Origin of the sequence: Vibrio sp. SG41-7, assembly GCF_014164465.1 — a bacterium.
GTDB lineage: Bacteria > Pseudomonadota > Gammaproteobacteria > Enterobacterales > Vibrionaceae > Vibrio > Vibrio splendidus.
Genome location: NZ_JACJFF010000001.1, coordinates 39,819 through 64,134, shown reverse-complemented (window position 1 = coordinate 64,134; position 24,316 = coordinate 39,819). Strand labels below are relative to the sequence as shown.

Here is a 24,316-nt window from a genome sequence, read left to right as displayed (position 1 = left end):
AGAGAAAACGCTTAGAAAGGAATACTGTTGATTTTGATATGCATGTCACTCTAATTAGTAGAATCGTTTGCTTAGCACAGTATTTCACCTATTTATCCGCAAAATAATCTAATTTCACAAAATCAATAGAATTAGAGGTGCATCAAGATGCATTGACACATTAAAGTTCCATCATTTAGATCGTTAGTGTGATTAAGCTCACCATAATAATTATAGTTTTCACTCTGTCTCACTTTTATTTGAGAACAAAATCGCTATTATGCTCGGCATTCGGACATACAAACACGCACGGATTAGCGGGTTACTTATTTTAAACATAGAGAGTTCCATTATGCGTAAATCACTTTTAACTCTTGGCCTACTTGCAGCAGCTTCTGCTCCGGTAATGGCAGCGGATTATTCTGACGGCGACATCCACAAAAATGATTACAAGTGGATGCAATTCAACCTTATGGGTGCATTTGATGAGCTTCCAGGTGAATCATCACATGATTACCTAGAGATGGAATTCGGTGGCCGCTCGGGAATCTTCGACCTATATGGCTATGTTGATGTATTTAACCTACTTTCGGATCCAGGTAGCGATAAAGCAGACAGCCAAGCAAAAATGTTCATGAAGTTTGCTCCACGTATGTCTCTTGACGGACTAACAGGTAAAGACCTTTCATTTGGTCCAGTACAAGAGCTTTACGTTGCATCTGAAATCACGTGGGATGGAGTGAATACAATTGCACCGGACGCAAATGGTGACAATGGTACATTTGGTGTAAACCAACAAAAAATCGGTCTAGGTTCTGACGTAATGGTTCCTTGGTTAGGCAAAATTGGCTTAAACCTTTACGGTACATACGATTCAAACATTAAAGATTGGAACGGCTACCAAGTTTCTGCAAACTGGTTCAAACCATTCTACTTCTTCGAGAACGGTTCATTCATCTCTTACCAAGGTTACATTGATTGGCAATTTGCGATGGAAGACGAGTACAGCGCAGAAAGCAGCGGCGGCGCAATGTTTAACGGTATCTACTGGCACTCAGACCGTTATGCTGTAGGTTACGGTCTTAAAGCTTACGAAACTATTTACGGTCTAGAAGACGGTGGATTCGCAGGTAAAACTTCAGGTGTGAGCCACTACCTAGCAGTAACTTACAAGTTCTAATAGAACGAGTTAAGAAAACTTCCTAAATGGCACCCTCGGGTGCCATTTTTTATTGCTTTCATTTAATGCCTCGCTATCCTTGCAGCATCACTTTCTTATCTCGGTATTGCTGTGAACATCACTATTGTTGGTCCAGGGGCCATCGGCTCTTTATGGGCAATAAAACTACTTCAAGCTGGTCATAATGTGTCTTTGTGGAGTCGTTCCACTGATAACTCAATTGACTTATCACTTGATGGACAAACTTCCCTTTCCTTCAGTAACAACAATATCGAAAAGCTATCAGCGAGTGACTTGGTTATTTTCACGGTCAAAGCTTGGCAAGTAGCAGAAGCCACGACTCCACTGCTTCAACATCTCGATCCCGACACCATTCTTATGTTCATGCATAACGGAATGGGCGCGGTTGATGAGATAGCCACTCAAATTGATGCTTACCCAATAATATTAGCGACCACTACTCAAGCTGCATTCAAACCAGACCGCAATAATGTGTCTTACACAGGAATCGGACAAACCCAGTTGGGTTCTTTCAACCAAACCGGCCAACAGTGCACGTTTTTAGTTGATGTCTTAGATGATACTCTCCCTGCTGTGCGTTGGAACCCACAAATAGAAACCGCGCTTTGGACTAAGCTCGCCATCAATTGTGCTATCAACCCACTCACGGGCCTTGAACAGATCAAGAATGGCGAACTTGCAGATAAAAGATTTGAGGATATTTTGAGTTCTATCGTTAAAGAGCTCACGCAGGTTATGCAAGCCGAAGGGATCGTTTGTTCATTCGATGAATTAGAAGCAAGCGTCAAACAGGTAATCCAAGCCACGGCACAGAACAATTCATCCATGAAGCAAGATATGTTTTACCAACGTAAGACCGAGATCGACTTCATTAACGGCTACCTTATTAAGACTGCGCTCAAGCATCAGATAGACGTTCCTGTTAACCAAAGACTGTTCGCTCAAGTCAAAGAGCAAGAAAATCGCTGGAATCATAAAGATTAGTCAGCAACGGTTAACAAGTCGCGATAAAATAACAATACCGCTAAGCATAACGCTAGCTTCAATATCCAAGATTTTAGGTAAGAATAGATGCTTGATATCAATCACATCCGAGAGCAGTTTCCTGCGCTATCACAAACCATCAATCAACAACCATTGATTTACTTAGACAGCGCGGCAACGACACAAAAACCTCAGGTGGTTATTGATGCCATTAGCCAATATTACTCCAAACAAAATGCTAATGTTCACCGTGGTAGTCATAGCTTAACAGCGAACGCGACCAGTCAGTTTGAAGCGGCAAGAGATAAGGTCGCTCAGTTTATTGGTGCAAGCTCTTCAAAAGAGATCATCTGGACTCGTGGCGCTACCGAAGCACTTAACCTCATTGCTCAAACGTATGCAAGAAGTACCCTTCAGCCAGGCGATGAGATCTTAGTGAGTGAAATGGAACATCACGCCAACATGGTGCCTTGGCAAATTGTGGCAGAACAAACCGGCGCTAAAGTCGTTAAAGTACCGATGACATCGGATTGTGAGTTTGACCTCACTGCGTTTGATGCACTTTTAAATGAACAAACCAAGATTGTTGCATTAGCTCAGATAACCAACGTAACGGGTTCGCGTCAGCCAATTGAAGCCGTCATCGAGAAAGCACATAAGATGAATGCGATTGTGGTAGTCGATGGCGCGCAAGGGATCGTTCATGAGCCTAGTGATGTTGCTGCTTTAGGCGCGGATTTCTACGTATTCTCAGGCCACAAGCTCTATGCCCCGGCGGGTATCGGTGTGCTTTACGGCAAGCTTGAATTGTTAGAAGCGATGCCACCTTGGCATGGCGGTGGCAAAATGGTTGAGCGCGTCTCTTTCTCTGGCACTACTTTTTCAGAACTGCCTGGCAAATTCGAAGCGGGCACGCCAAATGTGGCGGGAGCGATTGCATTAAGCACCGCGATAGAATGGTTGAGTGGTTTTGCACAGCAAGATGTCGAAAATCATATCCACCAGCTTCAGCACGAAACCTACCGTGCACTCAGTAAACTGGATGATATTCAGGTTTTGGGGTATCAGCCCAACGCAAGCGTGATTACTTTTGTGATGGATGGTGTTCACCATCAAGACATTGCGACACTGTTGGATCAGCAAGGGATCGCGGTACGTGCCGGGCATCATTGTGCTCACCCATTGATGGATGCGCTTAATGTGAAAGGAACGGTTCGAATTTCATTTGGTATTTACAACAATACGGATGACGTTGATAAGCTTATAGCTGCGATAGAAAAAGCCGTTGATATGCTTTAGGGAGTAGCGAGATTATTTAGGGTTGGCGTTTAGCGTCAACCCTTTTCGTTTCTGTGTATCTAAGAGATATTAAGCACTTAGCTCTTGGATTTGAGCAACGATCGCTTTTAATCCGTTCCCGCGAGATGGGCTAAGGTGGGTAATTAAACCGATTTGTTCAAAGTAACCATCAATATCGAACGCTTGAACCTGCTCTGATGTTTTTCCATCATACGCAGCCATCACTAATGCAATCAGGCCGCGCACGATACGAGCATCAGAATCAGCACAAAAATACCAAACACCGTCGATGTTTTGAGAAACTAGCCAGACTTGGCTTTCACAACCAGAAACTACAACCTGCTCACTCTTCAGCTCATCAGGCATGCTAGGTAATTTCTTACCCCATTGAATAACTTGACGATAACGGTCTTCCCAGCCGCTGAATGTCTGCATTTTCGCGACAATATCATCACTGGTAATTTCAGTGCCGAATGGAGAGCTTGGGAATGACATCATTTTAATATCCAATAGATTATGACTAAATGTACAGGTGACAATGGTTTAGTGTTCTCAAGCAAATAATAGAGAACTACTTAGAGTGCTTTTGAATCAGCTTTTCAACAATACGTGAAACAGCCACAAAACCAAAAGTCGCAGTAACTACTGTCGCAGCGCCAAAACCCGTCGCACAGTCCATGCGTTTTGGACCTTCCGCTGTTGCTTTCGCAGCACATACACTGCCGTCAGCTTGAGGGTATTTCAGCTGTTCAGTCGAGAACACACAATCGATACCAAACTTACGCGCAGGGTTCTTAGGGAAATTATGATGACGACGAAGGGTGTCTTTTAGCTTCTTCGCTAGCGGATCTTGAATCGTCTTAGTCAGATCGGCCACTTTGATTTGAGTCGGGTCGACTTGCCCACCCGCGCCACCGGTGGTGATCACCTTAATTTTGTTACTACGACAATATGCCAACAGTGAAGCCTTAGCTTTCATACTATCAATCGCATCTAACACAAAGTCGAACTCTTTCGATAGGTATTCAGCCTGATTATCAGGACCAATAAAGTCATCAATCAGGTTCACTTTACACTCAGGGTTAATCAGTTTGACGCGTTCTGCCATCACTTCGATTTTGCTCTTACCGACGGTACCCGACATTGCGTGGATTTGACGGTTGATGTTAGTCACACACACATCATCCATATCGATCAAAGTCAGCTCACCTAAACCAGTACGAGCAAGCGCTTCAACAGCCCATGAACCTACACCGCCAATACCGATCACACACACGTGTGCTGCTCTAAGTATGTCGACTTCACTATTGCCATATAAGCGACGAGTGCCACCAAATCGTTGGTCATAGTTTTCTGAAGCTGGAGTGGTCAATTCACGCATTGTTGCCGCCAATTTATTTCTGAGAAAAAGAAAAGAGTGCGTTTTATACGCACTCTTGAATTAAAAGTCTAGGGGATTAGCGATTCGCTTTCAATACCCTATTTTATTGTTGTTTACTCGACCTTTTCAGGAGGCAAAGCCCAAGGCGCTTCGGTTGCACTGCCATCTAAGCCAAGCTTCCATACACGACCAAAATGCTTGTAATGACCCGCTTCAGTTCCTGCTCTTGGCCCCATACCATGGTAGAGATCCAAATGGTTCTGCTTAACTGCGCCACCGGTATCCAAAACCAGTAACAGTCTTAGTTGGTGCGCACCGCTCCAAGTACCGTCTGCATTCAATAATGGAACCTCAGCCAGGATTGGCGTCCCCATAGGCAATATAGAGCGATCGCCCGCGACTGCCGCCATAGGTAATAGAGGGATGCCCGCGCTGCCCATTACTGATAGGTCGTCTCTCGCTTCAAAAAACACGAAAGATGGGTTTTGCTCAAGCAGCTCTTTGACTACTTCAGGATCGTTTGCCAATACCCACTCTTTGATTGCTTTCAGTGACATTTTTTCGCGTGGAACTAAGCCTCGCTCGATCAAAACACGGCCAATGCTCACGTAAGCTTTATTGTTCTTACCCGCGTATGCGAAATACTGCAACGTATCGTCATCACCGAAATGCACGAATCCACTGCCCTGCACTTCCATCATAAATGGATCGATGCAGTTCGCCGAGTAACCTAACTCAAGGCCTTGACCTTCTAATGCGCCATTGTAAATCTCTTCGCGTGTTGGGCACTCTTTGCCACACTCAGGAAGCCCGTAAACTGGGAAACGGTATTCTTCACTGGCTTCGTGGCGTAGCTCCATTACAGGAGAAAAGTACCCCGTGAACAAAACGTTGCCTTGCTTATCACCACCACCCAATTGAGCAGTTTGAACGCCAAAGTTAGCGAGCTCGCTTGGATCTCCACTTTGCATCGCCCACTCATTGAGTTGCTGATAAAGCGGCTCATAGATTTTAGCCATCGAAGGGGATTTAGAAACCACCATTTCAGCTTGCTCTACAAATGCGGTGTAGTCTCTTGGTTTATTGGATTCAACCTGATCGACCTTATTTAAGGTGCGGGGAAATTCGTCATCAATGTGTTGTTGAGCAAGATCAGTCGGTTGAGCACAGCCAAATAAGAAAGAGGCAGCGACAAGGGGAAGCCATTTTTTAATCACAAGAGTCATCCTAAAAATTCTATGCATCGAGGATGACAAAAACAGTCAGATAACACAATCGTAGATTGTAAGAGTTTACAATAAGATAACCTATCGGACTGAGTTCTCGATATGGCCTTTAAGGCGGAAGACGGGATTGTAGTGATTATCAGAATCGAGCACCATTTCTGTGTTGTCAGAATTGGTCATGCGGAAGCGATAGGTTTTATCACCCGCTTTATATTCGAAGTAGTTACCATCAAAGTCAAAACTCGTCGAAACAACAGACCCACGCACTGACACGCCATTAGTATTTAGTCGAAATTCGTCTGTCGCATAATGTGCAACGTCCTGCTCTACCCACGTACCGTATATCAGATTGTCGGGCGTTGCCGCATCTTGTACTCGGGAAAGCACATCACCGAACAAGGAAACCACAGCAAACGATCCCACCAAAGCTAAAACCATTAAACAGCGTTCAATAATCTTACGCTTCAACTTAGATTGATTGCGTTGCTCAACTTCACTGTAGAGGCCTTGGGTAATCTCATCGATTTTGTTCTTTGTTGCTGGAGCTTGGTGCATTCGGTTACGACTCATAAAGATGCTATATGCATTCTACACTGAGACAGTTTATATAATGAACCCTAGATGAGAATAGTTTGCGCTTTATTCCAAAAAAGGTGTTGTTCATATTTGAATTTAAATGCTAAATTAGCGAATAAATAAACACAAATGGACTTGTTCTGTGAAATTAAGAAGTACAGCGCTAGTAAAAGGTTTCAGACAATCAACCCCTTACGTGAACGCTCACCGTGGCAAAACCATGGTTATTATGCTTGGTGGCGAAGCCGTTGCCGATAGAAACTTTGGCAACATAATTAGCGATATAGCCTTACTCCACAGCCTTGGGGTAAAAATTGTTCTCGTTCACGGAGCAAGACCACAGATCAACCAACTATTAGCAAGGCAAGATTGCCACACGCCTTACCATAAGAATATTAGAGTTACTGACGAATATTCTTTAGGTGTCGCGATGCAGGCAGCTGGCCAACTACAACTTGCCATCACAGCTCGACTTTCAATGAGCCTAAACAACACCCCGATGGCAGGCACTCAACTCAATGTGATGAGTGGTAACTTCATTACCGCTCAGCCGCTAGGTGTCGATGATGGTACGGATTATTGCCACAGCGGGCGTATTCGTAGAATAGACATCGAAGGGATTAATCGCACACTTGACCAAGGTTCCATCGTCCTTCTAGGGCCTATTGCTAGCTCCGTGACTGGCGAAAGCTTTAACCTGCTTTCTGAAGAGGTCGCAACCCAAGTTGCTATTCGTTTAAAGGCCGACAAGCTGATTGGTTTTTGTTCAGAGCAAGGGGTAACCGATGAAAGCGGTAATGTACTCGCCGAACTCTTCCCTAAAGACGCCAAGCAAATTCTAGAACGCTTAACGGAATCTCAGAACCCTAAAGAAGATATGAGCACTGGTACGTTACGCTTCTTAAAAGGTGCTATCTCTGCTTGTCGTGCTGGAGTGCCTCGTTGTCATCTAATCAGCTACAAAGTGGATGGCGCATTAATTCAAGAGCTATTCTCTTTTGATGGTATTGGCACCCAAGTGGTCATGGCAAGTGCCGAGCAAGTAAGACAAGCTCAGATTGATGATATCGGTGGCATCTTTGACCTCATTCGTCCACTGGAAGAACAAGGCATCTTAGTTCGCCGTTCAAGAGAGCAGTTAGAGCAAGAGATCTATCGCTTTACCATTATCGAAAAAGACGGCCTAATTATTGGTTGCGCTGCGCTATACGCGTATCCAGAAGACCACATGGCAGAGATGGCCTGTGTTGCTATCCACCCAGACTATCGCGATGGAAACCGTGGCCAGTTACTGCTGGATTACATGCGCCACCAATCAAAATCTCGTGATATCGACCAGATCTTTGTCCTTACTACGCACAGCCTTCACTGGTTCCGTGAGCAGGGGTTTTACGAGATAGGCGTGGACGAGTTACCGATGGAAAAACAAGGGCTATACAACTATCAGAGAAACTCAAAAATCTTAGCGCTAAACGTATAAATAAAGTTTTGGAGCGGAATCTCAATTTAATGGGAAAATAATTGCAAATGTAATCGTTTACTATATGAGATTTATCAAATATGCACTTTCACTCACACGAATAATTGTATAGAATTTAGGCGCTTTATAATATTAACAAATGTTTTTATTGGAATTGCCATCTCGATAGTCCTATCGAACTCATTGAGATGGTCACTGCACGGATTGCTATACCCGTTGACGGTCAGCACGCTAACCATTAGCTCTGCTCGTTAATATAAACAGCAAAAAGAGCAACATTGATATGAGAACCATTGTTTGTAACTCGCTGCAAAGTTTTTGGGATATGGCTGATAACCAATTCTTAGAAGGGCTAGACGTACACTGCGTGTTCCCTGTTAGCGAGAATCTAAAAGAGTTTATTTTGAATTGCCAAGCAAAGTACAAGATAAACCATATATCGTTTACTCGAGCGTTTTTAAGCAAAGAGTCTTAATAACGTTCAAAGCAACCAGGGATGGTTGCTTTGTGTTTATCTAGTTCTAAGTTCAAGCCCTTTTCTAGCGGCCATTAACGACTAATTCGTTAACCTACTGCCTAAACCACTCACTCGTTCTGTTTTCACCTTAATCCCACGCTTCAACACGTTGGTATCACTGAACATCATCAGTCGTTTCTTCGCACGTGTAATACCGGTATAGATAAGCTCTCGCGTTAAAATAGGGCTGAAATCCGGCGGCAAGATCATTAAGGTCAGATCAAATTCACTGCCTTGAGATTTGTGTATCGTCATCGCATAAGCGGTCTCATGATCGGGGACTCTGCTTGGAAGCACAGCTTTCACACTGCCATCTGGCAACTCAAAATACACCTTCAGTCTAGGTGTGGAATTCGCACTATTTGACTCTAAAGTCGTTGAATCGGCTTCGAGCATACAGATGCCAATATCACCATTGTACAAACCTAAACCATGATCATTACGCGTCACCATGACTGGTCGCCCGTGATACCACAGCTCATCATTATGAGGGCTCACCAAACGTCTTGCGGCAAGCGCCCTTTCGATTCTGTGGTTGAGGCCTTTAACACCAAAGTCACCTTCACGAATAGAACACAGCAATCGACATTGGCTAAACAGGTCGAGAACCGATTTTGCGCGTGATTCTTGAGTCTCTCGCTCTTCAAGCGGCACATTCATTCTATTGAGATATCCACCATATTCATTGACCAAAGTTCGCAACATCAAGTTATAGCTGTCACTCGACAGGGGATGGTTTTCGATGTCATCAAACCCTTTCGAAAAAACTTGATCCACCTGACTCGCAGAACCATTATTGATCGCTTTTGCAAGTTGGCCGATACCTGAACGCGCGTCGAAACGATAACTCTTCTGCAGCATACACAAGCTGTCTGCAATCGCAGGCGGATTCACCGATCCAGCTTTGTCTTGTCTTGGTTTAGCTATCGCATCAAAGCCTGTCATCTCCGCAATCAAGTTGCCTTGCGTTGTACTGTACCCTGCTGAGTTGAATGAACAGATATCACCGAGCACAGCACCTGCCTCAACTGAAGCGAGTTGATCTTTATCGCCAAGCAGAATCAGCCTTGCGTGCTCAGGAAGCGCATCCACCAGCTTATACATCATCGATAAGTCGACCATCGATGCCTCATCCACCACCAAGATATCAAGGTGAAGTGGATTACGTCGGTTATGTCTAAATTCCGCTCGATTAGGAATCGCGCCGAGTAATCTATGTAAAGTACTGGATTCAGTCGGTATGTTGCTCTTCACTTCAGGTGCTAATGGTAGCTGCTCAATCGCTTTACCAATCGACTCAGTTAAACGTGCTGCCGCTTTACCTGTCGGTGCCACTAACTTGATCGTCGGTGTTTTACCTTGGCTTAGCGATTGCTCGACCATAGCCGAAAGTAACTTAGTTACCGTGGTCGTTTTACCGGTGCCCGGTCCGCCAGAAATAACCGCAAAACGTCGACTTAACGCCACCGCTGCCGCAACTTTTTGCCAATTCAAACAAACAGATAACGGCACGAGGCTATCCAGCGCATCTAAATCTGTCACTTGCTTGGCTTGGACAATCACTTGGTCTATCGCACCCCAATCCAAAACATGTTCGTCGACAATATCTAGATGGTCACACACCAGTTGTTGGCGTAATACCTGAGACGTTTGTTGGTTTGCTTCAGCCTTGGCTAAGGCATTAAACAGAAAATGGTAACTGCGTGCGAATAACTGATTCAACGTTTCGGTTAGCGCTTTTTTCTGCTCAGAGTTGAACTCTACTGGCTTACTTAAACGGTTTAAGGTCTCAGCCAACACAACTTCGTAGTTCCAATAACGCTGTAAGTAGACACGCTGTCCATCAAACATCAGCGGCTTAACACAGTCATTGGTTGAACCTACTAGGTTTGACGATTGAAGTACCGACACCCAATCAGTACCTAATAACTTTTGATTCAATTGCAGGGCAGTTTCACCGTACAACCCAAGTAACTGAGCAAGATCCGCCGTTTGTTCAGGGCCTACCGTATACTGCTGTATAAGCTGAGTACAAATATGCCCCTTGCCCAATTCATGGCTCACCACCCCAGCGAGAAAACCGATCTCTTGAGAGTAACTAGTCGCTTGCTGCGCAATAAAACGGGCAAATTGATAATCCAACTGACGAATCGAACCCTTTTCTGCAAGAAACTTGAGTACATCCATTAACTGCTCAGGGATAAGTGAAACTGGATTAACAGAGTTCGCTGTTTCTATGCTGGTATTAGTGGTCGTCGTTGTCATTATAGAAGCCCCATCTGTCCAGTTTCATTGTCATTCAATTGTGCTGAACGTCTGTCTATCACTTTACCGTCAATCAATTGATCCATTTCATCGAGCAAAGCCAGTGTTGGTTTCGCCGAGAAAATACCTTGTTGAGATTGGCCGTCCATTCCTCTTAAGAACAAGTAATAAACCCCACCGAAATGTTGTTCATAACTATAATCCGCAACGCGGCTGCGTAAGAAGCGATGCAATGCCAACGCATAGATTTGATATTGCAGATCGTAACGGTGGTCGGCCATCGCCGATTTCAATGCTTCACCATGGTAGACGGCAACGTCATCACCTAGATGGTTCGATTTCCAGTCGAGTACATAGTATTTACCTTGATGCTCAAACACCAAATCGATAAAGCCTTTCAACATGCCTTGCACGGTTTGGAAACCTAGGTCGCCCGCTTTTGCTGATAGCGGATCATGGTACTGAATGGTTTGATTGAGCTCAGATGCAGCCAACACTTCGATCGGCAATAAGAATTCCATCTCGACCAATCGTTGCGTTGAGTCTTTCTCGCTAAGTTTTAGATTTTTACCATCCAACGCGGTGTTCAGCACCGTATCGACAAGTTGTTGAAGCACGGGTAGCCACTCGAGTTCGTATTGCTCTGACTCTAATAAGTGAGTGATTACTTGCGCGTTATGTGCGCTGGTTGCTGGCTCGGTAAATTCAACATCCTCAAACAAGGTGTGCAAGAAGGTACCTGGACGAGCGCCACGAGGGAAGGTGAATATAGAACGTTCAGGTTCTATCAACTCAGACTCGTCTTGTTCATCCGCCGAATCAATATCAAAGCCAGACACCTCAATGGTCGCATCATGGCTTGCTCCTTGGCTGCCCTGTTTGACTAGTCCTGAGTAACTGGTGATACGCCAAGCTCGGTCAATTGAAGCCTTGAGCTCACTGGCCTGTAAGTCGTCACTCACTTGTTCTGCTTGTACAAAAACTTGCTCGTGAGCGGTTGGTGTTTCAGACAGCAATACGCTTGAATTCTTACCCTCAATCGCTGACAGAGCTTGATGTAACTCGGCGATGCCTTGCTCTTGTCCGTTTTGAACCAAGTAGCCCATCGCACTTAAGTGAACGCCAGTTGGCTCTTTAGTTGAACGCCCTTTACGTAGCGGTGCCATGCCAATAAAACATCCATAAACAGCACGAGTCAGCGCTACGTAGATCAAGCGTAAGTCTTCCGCTAATCGCTCTTTATCGGCTTGCGCTAAGGCACTATCGCTACCCGTAATATCAAGCACTGTGGTATCTGAGTCGTGATCGTAGAACTTGCCTTCACTCGCTTCACGGTAGCTCGCGACAAACGGCAGAAATACTAGATCATATTCCAGACCTTTCGATTTATGAATAGTAACGATTTGAACTAAGTTTCTTTCTGATTCAAGGCGTTGAATGTCGTCATCACTCCCGCCTAAACCATTTTGTGCATCTGATATCACTTCTGCCAACCAACGCAACAAGCCATAGTCACTGTCGAGTTCTTGTCTTGCTTGTTGCAACAACTCGCCAATGTGCATTAAATCAGTGAGTGAGCGCTCACCATTTTCTTCTTCCAGTAAGCGTTCTGCGAGATGTCGTTTACTGATCACGCTGCGAAGCATTGGCAACACGCCGCGCTGAAGCCACAACTTACGGTATTCTCGGAATTCGTTAACGACGTTTTCCCACACCACTTCATCGTTGTTGAGTTCATCCAATGATGCGGCATCCAGAGCAAACAACTCCGACGCCAAACTGGCGCGCAATGCACGGTCATTTTCAGGTGTCAGCACCGCCTGCAACAAACGTTGAATATCTTGTGCGACCAAACTGGTGAACACGCTATCTCGGTTAGACAAATACACACTCGCAATGCCTTGTTCCGACAACGCGTTCTTAATCAGGCGACCTTCACTACCGGTTCGAACCAAGACAGCAATATCACCCGCATTCACAGCATGTTGTTTTTTACCGTTATCAAAATAGGCTTGTTGGTTTTGAGAAGCGGTCAGAATAGTTTGAATTTGACTCGCCGTCGCCTCAGCCATGGCTTTGTGATATTCGCCTTTTGGTAATGGCTTATCTTCAGCATCTTGCAGCCAAAAGGTCAGTGCGTGCTGAGTTTCTCCGTTCATTACCCATTGGCGTTTATCAGCCGATGGGCTCGCTGCGACGGGCAAAAATGGAATGTCTTGGTCGTAGATAAACGGGCTATCCGAATTCATAAACACTTGGTTTACCGCACTGACCATGTCGGCGCTTGAACGCCAGTTAGTCCCTAGCGTGTAGTGAGCACTAACTTGGTTTCTCGCCTTGATATAGGTAAAGATATCTGCACCGCGGAAACCATAGATAGCCTGCTTCGGGTCACCGATCATAAACAAGCCACACTGCGGGTTATCGAGGTAGATTCGGCTAAAAATACTGTATTGCAGCGGATCGGTATCTTGGAATTCATCGATCATCGCCACTGGGTATAAGGTTCGAATTCTCTCCACTAGCAATGATTGCTCATCCACATCAATGGACGCGGATAACTGAGTCAACAAATCATCAAACGATAACCACTGCTTTTGCTGTTTAGCTTTGGCTAACATGGTTCGGCAATGGGTAATGGCATGCGCCAGCAATGGAGCTTTTAGATCTGCTGGAGAATTTAAGAAGTCCTCAATCGCTTCGAAAACGGCGTGCTGAGGTGCAGTGCCTTTCGGTGTTTTTTCAATTAACGTGGCTTGTGAGAACTTCTCTAGTTTATCTGGAAACTGGTAATCATGAGTGTCGCTCTGCGCCCATGCTGTGACGGCTTCTAACCAAGTAGGCAAAGACTTCTTGGTGTAGCTGCGCTTGTTCACATCTGAACCTGAGATCAAAGCCAAAAAGTCCGCTTCGGATTCGCACCACAACGCCTTAAGTTGCTTAACTTTATCTAGGTTTTGGTCGTGTAGAGTTTGCAAGTCACCCGACATTGCTTCCACGGTTAGCTTTAGTGGAGAACCCGTCAGATAGCGATTTACGTCAGCCAATAACGAAGCGGGAGATCCCCAAATATTTCGCACTTCGCCAGCCAATCGAATTGGCAGCGGGTAAAACTGCTTACGCCAATAGTCGGCTACCACTTGCGCTTTCAGATGGCTTTCATCGGTCACAAATTCATTATCAAAGCGGCTTCCAGACTCGAAGGCATTTTGAGTCAACATTCGCTGACAGAAACCGTGAATGGTGTAGACCGCTGCTTCATCCATTTGTCTTTCAGCGTTAAGAAGAGTTTTTGCCGCGCCAGCATGATCATCGATTGCTTGTAACAAAGGCGCAATCACTGGGTCGTCACTTTGCCCACGTGCAAACGCAATACGCGCATCATGGATTCGAGCACGGATACGATCTCGCAGCTCAGCCGTTGCCGCTTCAGTAAAGGTCACCACCAGAATTTGGTCTACGGTTAGCGGCTCATGATGTCGAGTGGCTTCAGTCAGATCGCCTAGCGGCGCAGCAGTGCCGTGCCCCAGCAGTAAGCGCAAATACAAGCCAGCAATAGTAAATGTTTTACCCGTACCCGCTGATGCTTCAATTAAACGCGCGCCATGAAGTGGAAACGTCATCGTATCGAGTGTCTGTGGAGCGATTACCTGAACACTGCTTGTGGTCGTCATGCCTTACTGCCTTCTGATAAATTAGTTTGTTACAAATGTGACCTAGCGTAGAAAATGTCATTCAATTTACGTCCTACGCCATTTTGTTAATAGTTAGTGCGATCTCTCTCACGGATCAATTCAGATCGCCTCGCTACTATGCGCCCACGAGTTCAGGATCGCCTACGAGTTTTATACTCATGCGTTACTTTGAACCACAGAATAATGGTCCCTCTGACCTGTGGCCGTACAGCGAACGCCCTACACTAATAATGATTTACTGGCGGCCACTTTATTTCCTGTACCTTGCTTCTCTTCACCTTGAAAGCAAGCATCCCAAATGCTGACCAGCAACTCTCTTTCGTTTTTCATTAATTCAGCACACTCGTTATCGATCTTGTCGATCACAACCAGTTACTCCTGATCTTCCAGATCGGCAGCAGCCAACCTTGCCGCCTGTAGCACAAGCGTTGAATACATGCGCGACTCAGTAGCCAATTCATCGTCCCATTTAGACCAGATTCGTGAGATGTAGGTATCTCTACCCTCGCCCGTGAAGGCGAAGCTGTCATTAAAGGTATCGGCCATTTTCTTAAGGGACTTTTCTTCGTCATCGACCCATTTCCCACGACTAAAGCCCGCTTCAACACCAGCTAATGCGGTTTTCGGGAAGTAAGGCAATGGCGCTGTCATGCCTTGATAAAACAATCGTACTAACTCAGCCAACAAGCTCTTCGCCTGCTGTGCATCGCCGATAGGTTGTAGCGTTTGGTGAACAACGCCCTCTTTTCTGTCATAGCCAATAATATGAGTCGTTTTTCCGTGTCCCATCACTGCACAACATAAATGATCAATCCACGCTGCCAAATAATCTTGAGAGCGTATTTTACCGCTACGGAAACGAACTAGACCCGATTGATAGTTTTGAGTTAACCAACCCATCAAACGAACAGGCTTACCTTCGCCTAACACATCAAATTCGATATTCACTTCGAGATCTTGCTGCGGTGATCCGCTCACAAATCGAATCTCTTTGGCTAAGTCTTCCGCTTGAACACGGTTGGTTTCAAATTCGATATCACCAAAGGCGCCGACCGGTAATCGGCCCTGTGCTTTTTGCTCAGAGACAAACAATCGAACCGCTTCGTCTGCACCTTCAGGGTGGTCTAGCAGCACTTGCAGCAAAGCATCCTTAAGTTGGAAACTCTCTAAACCATTAAGTACAAATGGCTCATCGTCTTCCATCACTGGAAGTGGCGGCTCAAATACCACTTTTAGGCGGCGATTAAAGAAGTACTGCACTGGCAAACGCCAAAAACGCTGTAACTCAACCAAGTCGAGTTCTAACGGGTACGTCGCACCCAGCAAATAATCATCCAATGCACGATTGAATTCACCACTGCGTTCGCCAGAACGATTTGCCGCAGGTAGCCACTCTTTGGCGTAGCTCAATACATGGCTTGCGTCACCTTGAGTAAACGCAGCAGGGCTGAACGGTGTCATGGTGTGTTCAAAGCTGATCGCTTGAGTCAGGTTGACCCCAGAATCATCGCTTGGTAATGCTTGATCTTCACTTAAGCAATAGTTCTGTTGGCAGTACTCGATCAACTCTGAAACCAATACCGATGGCACTCGCTCGGTATTATCTTGAATAGAGCGGCCGACATAGCTGATGTACAAGCACTCTTGTGCTGACAACATCGCTTCTAAGAATAGATAACGGTCATCATCACGACGAGAACGATCACCTGGACGAGTGCGCCCATTAATTAAATCAAAACCTTCTGGGGGCATTGAGCGAGGGTAAACCCCGTCATTCATGCCTAATAGACAAACGGTTTTGAACGGAATAGAACGCATCGGCATCAAGGTACAAAAGTTAACTTGCCCCGCTAAGAAACGCTGGCTAATACGCGCACCAGATAACTTATTATTGAGGTACTGGTAGATAATGCTTGGCGACAACTCTTGCTCATACAAGGCATCATCAAGCTGTTCATTTAATTGAGAAAGCGCATCACGAATCGACTTAAGCACCACCTCGCCTTCTAGTTCAACCGCAAAGAAGTCATCAATCATTTGCAGCAAGGTTTCACGCCACATATCGATAGATTGTGTTTCAGTTAAAAGTTGACGGTAATGGGCAATACGATCGATAAAGTGAGCTAACTTGCCTGCAAGTTCGGCGTTAATGCCTTGAACTTCGTTATAAGCGGCAATCGGAGAGTGTTCAGTTTCAAATAAACCCGCAGAGTCCGACATCGCATAGCCTAATAACATTCGCTGAATGCCGAATAGCCAAGTATTTTGCTCGGTCGCAGGTAGATCAAATTCTGTCGCCGTTGAAGCATCAACCCCCCAACGGATACCCGCTTCTTCAACCCACTGCTTGGCTTGCTCGAATTGAAACTCGTCAATACCAAAGCGTGCCATCATCGCAGGAATTTCTAATAGCTCTAGTAACTCAGAGGCTAAACAGCGCGTGTTCGGTAGCGCGACTAACTGCATGAAGGCGGTCAGAATTGGGCTTTCTTGGTCTGCGGTTCTATCAGAGATCGAGTAAGGGATATAACGCTCACCAGGAGCATTACCAAATACCGCCTGAATCGCTGGGCTATAAGCATTAATGTCAGACACCATCACGATGATATCGCGTGGTTTTAGTGTCGAGTCGGCATCAAACATCGCCAATAGCTGGTCATGAAGAACTTCAACCTCACGCATTGGGCTGTGACACGCATGTACGGTCAGAGAGCGATCACCAAGCTCAACCACCTGTTTATGGTTGCTAGAATCTAAGATGTGGTCGTCTTGATGTTCTTCTAGCTGGAGAATATCGGCTTGCAGCTGATGAAGTAGGCTGTCTCTCTCAACATCAATGAAAAACTCGTGCTCTTCACTGTCTGATTGAGATAACAAGAACAGGTTATCTCTGCCTAATTTACCCATAGACGCCAGCAAACTATTACCGACAGCTTGGCTGGTGTGTAGTTCGTCTTCAACGTTGGCTTCAATGCCATCTTTCAGTGGTGAAGCTTCACCTTCCAATTCAGGTAAACCATCAATCAAAGCAAACTGCTTGCGGCGCTGTGCTTCGACTCTTGCCAAGTATTTACGATCGTGAATATCGCCCCAGTAATGTTGGCAAGGATTGGTAAACATCAAGTGCACATCAATCTGCTCGCCAAGCGCTTTCAATGCATCCATGTAGCGAGGAGGCAACGAAGAAATACCAAACACAAATAAGCGTTTAGGCAGATGTTGCAGTTGACCTTGTTGCTTGGCTAGCGCTTCAATGAAGTCGTGATACAAGTTGCCACGGTGATATTTAGATTGGCCTTGAGACAAGGTTTTCTCATAGAGTGCTTGCCACAAAATCGGTTGCCAAGGATGCTCTTGTTGTCCCTCATCATCGATAAGTTCTGCAATGGGCTCTCCCGCTTCCCACATCGCCATCCATTCAGGTCTATACACCAAGTAGCCATCGAAGATATCGGCAATTTTTTCTGCCAATTGATACAACTTCGAATCATCTTCGTCGTTTTCAAGGTAGCGTTGTAGAGGTAAAAAATCAGAGTGGTCAAGCTTAGCGGGTAGCAAACTCATCAACTTCCATGTCATCGCTTCTTTGTTAAAAGCACTGCGTTTAGGAACATCAGGAAGCACTTGGGTAAACATATCCCAAATGAAGGTTGCTGGAAGTGGGAAATCGATATTTGCTGCTACGCCAAACTCTTTGGCGAGTTCCATCTTAAGCCATTGAGACATACCTGGGCTCTGAACCAAGATCTGCTCTTTTTCGAAAGGATTGGCTAAAGGGTCACTTTTAATTAAGTGAACGAGAAGGATTTTTAAAGTATCTACTTTATTGGAATGGTAAACAGTAAACAAAGTGCACTCACGCTAATCTTGCCACAATATAAAGCCAGATTAGCATAAGTGCCGTGTTTGGATGAGGAATATAAGCTTATGAAATACTGAAAACTTAAGGTCCGTTTATCTTTTGAACTATTGCTTCTTACAATCTACTGCCTACCGCGCTTAGAACACGATGAGGTTTGTAATTCATGTAATAACGAACCGCCACATAGCCCACTACAAACGTTGCCACAATCAATTCTAGATACGCTAGGTTGAACACTTGATCCACATAGTGAACTTCCACACCAACAGTTTGCATCCACGCTGCCAATTTAAACAGTGCCGTTGCACCAATCACAATTGGGAAAGTAAACGCGGCATAGCCTGGGCTGAATGGCAGACGAAGTAGTTTGAAGAACGCCGCGTAGATAATGAACGTCATTAGCACCGCAATACCAAATAGTAATCCAATAATCACTGGAGAAGGATTTGCCGTAACCGTTAGGTAACCCGCCAAAGATAGGCTTGCTGGTGCCGCCATAATCGCAATGGTTGGTTTCGCCGCATCTGGCACTTCATGAGAGAAGATCAAACGGTAAACCATCACAGGCAACATTACCGCATAGATCAACAAACCAAAGACCAAAACAGCATTTGCAACAGGCTCTAGAGTTGGATTACCAGAGAAAGAAACATCCGCAACAACGATACCGATTGGTGGTACAAACCAGCTAGGAACCATATGGTGAATCTCAAACTGTTTTGCTCTGTGGTATAAAAAGCTCACCAAGAACACAACATGTAATGCAACAGATGCTAGCCAAACACTTTCGCTGAGGAAGGTCGAAATTGGAGCCAACGAAGCAGACACTACCATACAACCCATCGCGAATGTGGGTACAACACTGCCAACAACAGGATGTGCAAGGTCTTCACGTAATAAGTGGCCGTGAATCAAAAACTTCACAGCTAAAACAAGAAGTAAGCACCCAGCAATCGCTGCGCTTATCCATTGAACCAAACCCGGTGTATGTAAGATATCTTGTGATACCAATACACCATCCCAGCACCAGCCTAAGCTTGCTATTGCTAGTGCCAACCCTGCCATGGGTGTTGGAGCTCCTGTTAATCTATATTTAATACGTTGAATCATGTCAGCCTCTCTTAAACTTAATTCACTAAACTTGTGAACTCATCAGCTTGTTGAAGCCATAATACGCTTGCGCTTCGTTAAACAATATCCAATTATATATAACAAGTGTTCATCAATACTGAACAGAATCCATTTTCACCAGCAGAGTAAAACTAGGAATCTGATGGCTAATATTTCAATTAAACAACTCAAAGTGTTCGTCACTATTACCCAGCACTCGACATTGACCGCAGCCTCTGAGGCTCTGTTTCTGTCTAAGGCCGCTGTCAGCATGGCGCTAGGCGAAATGGAGAAACAACTCGGTCACTCTCTATTTGACCGGGTTAATAACCGATTAATTCTCAATCAAGAAGGACAAAAGCTTCTTCCTTTGGCGGATGAGATATTACATCGTGCTGCTGGTATTGATGTTTTGTTCCGTGACGACCAGCCTTTAAGTGGCAATCTAAAGGTCGGTGCGAGTGACACAATTGGTAATCAGGTCGCACCGTTTATTCTGTCTGGCTTTCGTGAACGAACTCAACATCAGGATCAAAGCTTGTTCATTTCAAATAGTGCGCTGATCTGCCAAAAGTTGGTGGATTATGAACTTGATATCGCGCTAATTGAAGGAAAAACATTACACCCTGAACTCATTTCGAGTCAGTTTAGCAGCGATGAAATGTGTATTATTGTTAGTAATCAACATCCTCTCGTTTCAAAAGAAAAAGTGACTTTAAGCGATTTAGAAGATAGTCACTGGATTCTACGTGAATCAGGCTCAGGGACTCGCGAGTTTTTCCTTCGTGCAGTCGCACCGCGTATCGAACACTGGTATGAATCCTTTGAACTCAACACCACCGAGGCGATCATCAATTCAGTTTCTGCCAATCTTGGATTCGCGTGTTTATCACGACTGGCGGCGCAACGAGCAATTGACTCAGGCCGAGTGAAAGCACTCGATGTCCCACTCGACATGAAACGACGTTTCTGGATGCTGGTACACAAAGACAAATACCAGAGCCCGCTGCTGAAATCTTTCATGAGTTATTGTGAAGACTGGGCTACACATCAAGATTGAGGCCGCATTGTTAGGGCTCCAACTGGACTTTTAACATCAGAAACTGTATAAAAAGCCAGTAAAATTTATCAAACTTAGAGGATTAACCATGGCTGTTATCGTCAAGTACGTGGTCGAACGCAACGGAGAAGAGAAAATGACTTTTACCTCTAAAGCCGAAGCTGACGCATACGACAAAATGCTGGATATGGCTGATGAGCTTTTTGAACTGTTAAGCAAAAGCGACTTAGTTGAAGATGAAGGCAAGCAAGAAGAACTTGCAATGTACCTAGCGAAGAATAAAGAAGAAGTTCTTTATGCATTAGGTGCTAAGCGCAAACCAGCTCCGAAAAAAGAAAAGAAACTTGAAGCTGTTGAAGACGCAGAAGAAGATGCAGCGTAACTAGCTGATACCTCTGTTGAAAACGTCAATGACACCTCTAATTAGAGCTCGTTATTGGCGTTTTTTTATACTTATCGAAATATAATGAACTCTGTTTATAGTCGAAATCGCTCTAAACATTCGCTTGCATGAAAGTGTGATAAAGATCTAATCTATAGCCATCAGGTGATGGGGTTCCACCTAAGCTTTTGCTTCAACCGCCCGTTCTTTCGAACAGTGCTAATGACTCCTACAGAATCGAAAACAGGTAATACTGTTGGATGTATCGCTATTCCTCCATTTTGAAATGGACTTAGTCTCTTAAGGCCGAGCTTCATGACACCTTTGGATTATCGATACTCAAGATCTGTAGTGAATTAGCCGCACCTCTTCCAACACGTCCTGTTTTCTCAACACTCTAGGTCTTCAATGACTCTAACTGTGAGAAAACATTATGCACTACTCTTCAGAAATTCAATCAATGTGCCCTATTCAAAGGGGTGATCTGCACACTTCAGCGCCAATTCCAGTTGAAGGCGCTATGGTTAGTCCAAAAGACGTTATCGCTATTTCTGGCTTAAGCCATGGCGTCGGCACTTGTGCACCACAACAAGGTGCAGCAAAACTAACGCTGAACGTAAAAAACGGCATCATCGAAGAAGCACTAATCGAAACGATTGGTTGTTCAGGCATGACTCAATCAGCCGCGATGGCAGCCGAAATCCTCACAGGAAGAACCATTCTTGAAGCCCTAAATACTGACTTAGTGTGTGACGCTATTAACGTAGCAATGCGCGAGATCTTTCTGCAATTTGTTTATGGTCGAACTCAGTCTGCTTTCTCTGAAGGCGGTCTAGAAATTGGCGCCGCATTAGAAGACTTAGGTCAAACACAGCGCAGCCAAGTGGGTACCAGTTACTCAACTGCTGCGAAAGGCGTTCGTTACCTAGAGCTTGCCGAAGGTTACGTGACCAAGCTTGCACTTGATGACCACAGCGAAGTGATTGGCTACAAGTATCTCAACCTCGGCAAAATGATGAAGGCAATCAATCAAGGCGTGTCAGCCAATGAAGCTGCTGACCTTGCGACGGGTACTTATGGGCGCTTCGATGAAGCCGTTACCACTATTAACCCACGCCAACAGTAATTTTTGCCAATTTAGAGGAAAGATATGATGAACACTCAATTTAATGAATCAATAACTCGCGTATTGGCAGAAATGAACTTCGACTCTTTGGAGCAAGCGAACCAATACTGTCTATCACACAAAGTCGACCCAAAAGCGTTAGTGATGGATACCCAACCTATTGCTTTTGAAAGCGCTGCCGATGCTTATATCCTTGGCTCAGCACTGGCGTTATTTCGCAAAGCCACCAGCGCAGAACAAGCCGCTAATATTATTGGTGAAGGCCTCCAAGCATTTACCAAACCCGGCAGTGTTGCTGAACAACGCCAAGTCGGTATCGGCCACGGCGCATTGGCTGCGCGTCTTCTCAATGAAGAAAGCCACTGTTTTGCTTTCCTTGCGGGCCATGAATCTTTTGCTGCTGCAGAAGGTGCGATTAAAATCGCACTCAACGTCAACAAATCACGTCACAATCCATTAAAGGTAATCCTAAATGGTCTAGGTAAAGATGCGGCTTACTTAATCTCTCGCATCAATGGTTTTACCTACGTGCGCACTCAATACGATTACCAAACAGGTGAGCTTGTTGAAACAGAACGTCGCCGCTTCTCACAAGGCCCTCGCGGAGAGATCTTGTGTTACGGCGCTGATGATGTACGTGAAGGCGTGGCAATCATGCACAGAGAAGAAGTGGATGTAAGTATTACGGGTAACTCAACTAACCCAACGCGCTTCCAACACCCTGTTGCAGGTATCTACAAAGCAGAACGTATTCGCCAAGGTTTACCTTACTTCTCAGTTGCTTCAGGCGGCGGTACAGGTAGAACATTGCACCCAGATAACGTGGCCGCAGGTCCAGCGTCTTACGGCATGACAGATACCATGGGCAGAATGCACGCTGACGCTCAGTTCGCAGGTAGCTCTTCTGTCCCTGCTCACGTGGCAATGATGGGCTTCATCGGTATGGGTAACAACCCAATGGTCGGTGCGACGGTTGCATTGGCTGTGGCAGTGAGCGAATCTCAAAACGCATAACGACAACGTTGAGCGCAAATATCAATCCATAGAGTAGAGTCCGTTAACTGCGAAACAAGCAATAACAGACGAGCAAAACTCTACACCTATCACTAAAACCAAACAGCCAGCTTTATGCTGGCTGTTTTTTATTCACACTTGCTCTACTATCTATTTCTAATAATTATTTGTATCTAAGATTAAATACACAAACTATTAGGGCGTGTTGACCTTTCGTGGTTAAATTTTGTTCGAGATAAAAGCGTTTTAATCGCGGCGAGGGAGAAGTAGCCTAGTCATTCTAAGCAAATCTCCCTCAACAAAGAGTAAAACGCTTTTAGCCGAATCCTTCGGGCAGCGTTTGCTGGTCATTTCTACTACGTTATCGGCTTCTCATGTAGGCCAGCTACACGTCAAAGCCTCTGCCTTGTATAAATGCCCAGCAACTCGCTGCAAAAATCAGCTCGAAAGCTCAACACGCCCTAGTATTTAACTGCATCTTTTCAAAGGAATAATATGAAAGAGCTCATCATTCATACCATTACCGTGTTCATGGGCTTTTTTGCCATTATGAACCCTATAGCTAATACGCCAATCTTTCTTGGATTAACCGGTGACAATGACAGGGAAACGGTTAAATCTATCGCATTCCGATCGGTGCTTATCGCCTTCGTTATCGTCAGTACTTTTGCGATTTCTGGCAAACTGATCTTTGACCTCTTTGGTATCACGCTATACGCACTGCGCATCACTGGCGGCATTCTGGTCTTTTTGATTGGTTTTCACATGCTGCAAGGTGATTCAACACACTCAAAAGCAAAAGAGAAAGTAAACTCAGATGCCCAGCGAGACGCAGCTCTAAGTATCGCCGTATCACCTTTAGCTATGCCAATACTGGCTGGCCCGGGCACCATTGCCACTGCGATGAACTTTGCTAGTACCGAGGGTATTTACGAGACTATCATTACCATCGTGGCATTTGGCCTCCTCTGCACCCTAACCTATGTACTGTTTGTATTCGGCGAACGCTTCGTTAAAGCTGTCGGACCAAGCGCATTGAACGTGATTACTCGAATGATGGGCTTGATACTCGCCGTTATCGGTATGCAGATGTTGATTGAAGGGATTGAGCAGGCTTATAAGGCGTTGTTTATCTAGACTATCTCACTAAGTTTTATAC

The 24,316-nt window shown here is 45.1% G+C and carries 19 protein-coding genes and 1 riboswitch; of the genes, 10 read left to right on the top strand and 9 right to left on the bottom strand.

Going from position 1 to position 24,316, the window contains the following annotated elements; all coding sequences use genetic code 11:
- Positions 1-331 precede the first annotated feature (331 nt).
- The 3 genes from H5300_RS00245 (at position 332) to csdA (ending at position 3,463) form a co-directional block, all read left to right on the top strand.
- Positions 332-1,159, top strand: coding sequence for an outer membrane protein OmpK (locus tag H5300_RS00245; RefSeq protein WP_029224109.1), 828 nt, complete (start codon positions 332-334; stop codon positions 1,157-1,159).
- Between the two features lie 111 nt (positions 1,160-1,270).
- Positions 1,271-2,164: a 2-dehydropantoate 2-reductase gene (gene panE / locus H5300_RS00240; protein ID WP_182795224.1), complete on the top strand. Its 894-nt coding sequence runs from the start codon at positions 1,271-1,273 to the stop codon at positions 2,162-2,164.
- 87 nt (positions 2,165-2,251) lie between these two features.
- Positions 2,252-3,463 (top strand): cysteine desulfurase CsdA, encoded by a 1,212-nt coding sequence (gene csdA / locus H5300_RS00235; RefSeq protein WP_182795223.1) that lies wholly within the window; start codon positions 2,252-2,254, stop codon positions 3,461-3,463.
- 69 nt (positions 3,464-3,532) lie between these two features.
- Here the strand turns inward: csdA and csdE are convergent, their stop codons facing one another.
- The 4 genes from csdE to H5300_RS00215 all read right to left on the bottom strand — a co-directional run bounded on the left by csdE (position 3,533) and on the right by H5300_RS00215 (position 6,625).
- A complete protein-coding gene (gene csdE / locus H5300_RS00230; protein WP_017087709.1) occupies positions 3,533-3,961 on the bottom strand; it encodes a cysteine desulfurase sulfur acceptor subunit CsdE in 429 nt (142 codons plus the stop codon).
- A gap of 73 nt (positions 3,962-4,034) precedes the next feature.
- Positions 4,035-4,844, bottom strand: a complete 810-nt coding sequence (tcdA, locus tag H5300_RS00225) for a tRNA cyclic N6-threonylcarbamoyladenosine(37) synthase TcdA (protein ID WP_017079921.1) — start codon at positions 4,842-4,844, stop codon at positions 4,035-4,037.
- A 113-nt stretch (positions 4,845-4,957) separates the two neighbouring features.
- On the bottom strand, positions 4,958-6,070 hold the full coding sequence (mltA, locus tag H5300_RS00220; RefSeq protein ID WP_182795222.1) for a murein transglycosylase A: 1,113 nt from the start codon (positions 6,068-6,070) through the stop codon (positions 4,958-4,960).
- Between the two features lie 81 nt (positions 6,071-6,151).
- A complete protein-coding gene (locus H5300_RS00215; RefSeq protein ID WP_108195587.1) occupies positions 6,152-6,625 on the bottom strand; it encodes a DUF2850 domain-containing protein in 474 nt (157 codons plus the stop codon).
- A gap of 163 nt (positions 6,626-6,788) precedes the next feature.
- On the opposite strand from H5300_RS00215, the gene argA reads away from it, so the two are divergent.
- Both argA and H5300_RS00205 read left to right on the top strand, forming a co-directional pair.
- Complete coding sequence (gene argA, locus H5300_RS00210) at positions 6,789-8,126, top strand: amino-acid N-acetyltransferase (RefSeq protein ID WP_004735193.1); 1,338 nt, start codon at positions 6,789-6,791, stop codon at positions 8,124-8,126.
- Between the two features lie 283 nt (positions 8,127-8,409).
- The gene (locus tag H5300_RS00205) at positions 8,410-8,601 is read left to right on the top strand and encodes a hypothetical protein (protein WP_004735192.1); all 192 of its coding nucleotides are present in this window, start codon (positions 8,410-8,412) and stop codon (positions 8,599-8,601) included.
- 81 nt (positions 8,602-8,682) lie between these two features.
- Here the strand turns inward: H5300_RS00205 and recD are convergent, their stop codons facing one another.
- From recD to H5300_RS00180, 5 genes are all read right to left on the bottom strand, one after another.
- Positions 8,683-10,908, bottom strand: a complete 2,226-nt coding sequence (gene recD, locus H5300_RS00200) for an exodeoxyribonuclease V subunit alpha (protein ID WP_182795221.1) — start codon at positions 10,906-10,908, stop codon at positions 8,683-8,685.
- Complete coding sequence (gene recB / locus H5300_RS00195) at positions 10,908-14,582, bottom strand: exodeoxyribonuclease V subunit beta (protein WP_182795220.1); 3,675 nt, start codon at positions 14,580-14,582, stop codon at positions 10,908-10,910. Before recB ends, recD begins: the two co-directional genes overlap by 1 nt.
- A gap of 240 nt (positions 14,583-14,822) precedes the next feature.
- Positions 14,823-14,969, bottom strand: a complete 147-nt coding sequence (locus tag H5300_RS00190) for a hypothetical protein (RefSeq protein WP_175400154.1) — start codon at positions 14,967-14,969, stop codon at positions 14,823-14,825.
- Positions 14,970-14,975: 6 nt separating this feature from the next.
- Entirely contained in the window at positions 14,976-18,452 is a 3,477-nt protein-coding gene (gene recC / locus H5300_RS00185) for an exodeoxyribonuclease V subunit gamma (RefSeq protein ID WP_182795219.1), read from the bottom strand.
- Positions 18,453-18,579: 127 nt separating this feature from the next.
- Positions 18,580-19,575 (bottom strand): TDT family transporter, encoded by a 996-nt coding sequence (locus tag H5300_RS00180; RefSeq protein ID WP_181359651.1) that lies wholly within the window; start codon positions 19,573-19,575, stop codon positions 18,580-18,582.
- Positions 19,576-19,738: 163 nt separating this feature from the next.
- Here H5300_RS00180 and H5300_RS00175 point away from each other — a divergent pair, with 163 nt between their 5' ends.
- The 5 genes from H5300_RS00175 to H5300_RS00155 all read left to right on the top strand — a co-directional run bounded on the left by H5300_RS00175 (position 19,739) and on the right by H5300_RS00155 (position 24,294).
- Complete coding sequence (locus H5300_RS00175; protein ID WP_004735186.1) at positions 19,739-20,635, top strand: LysR family transcriptional regulator; 897 nt, start codon at positions 19,739-19,741, stop codon at positions 20,633-20,635.
- A gap of 88 nt (positions 20,636-20,723) precedes the next feature.
- Positions 20,724-21,017 carry a YebG family protein gene (locus tag H5300_RS00170; RefSeq protein WP_004735185.1) on the top strand — a complete coding sequence of 98 codons (294 nt, stop codon included), beginning with the start codon at positions 20,724-20,726 and terminating at the stop codon, positions 21,015-21,017.
- A 155-nt stretch (positions 21,018-21,172) separates the two neighbouring features.
- A riboswitch (Fluoride riboswitch) is annotated at positions 21,173-21,256 on the top strand.
- 194 nt (positions 21,257-21,450) lie between these two features.
- On the top strand, positions 21,451-22,143 hold the full coding sequence (locus H5300_RS00165) for an iron-sulfur cluster assembly scaffold protein (protein ID WP_182795218.1): 693 nt from the start codon (positions 21,451-21,453) through the stop codon (positions 22,141-22,143).
- Between the two features lie 24 nt (positions 22,144-22,167).
- Positions 22,168-23,157, top strand: a complete 990-nt coding sequence (locus tag H5300_RS00160; protein WP_182795217.1) for a GGGtGRT protein — start codon at positions 22,168-22,170, stop codon at positions 23,155-23,157.
- Between the two features lie 495 nt (positions 23,158-23,652).
- On the top strand, positions 23,653-24,294 hold the full coding sequence (locus H5300_RS00155; protein WP_017079911.1) for a MarC family protein: 642 nt from the start codon (positions 23,653-23,655) through the stop codon (positions 24,292-24,294).
- The last annotated feature ends 22 nt before the right edge of the window (positions 24,295-24,316 follow it).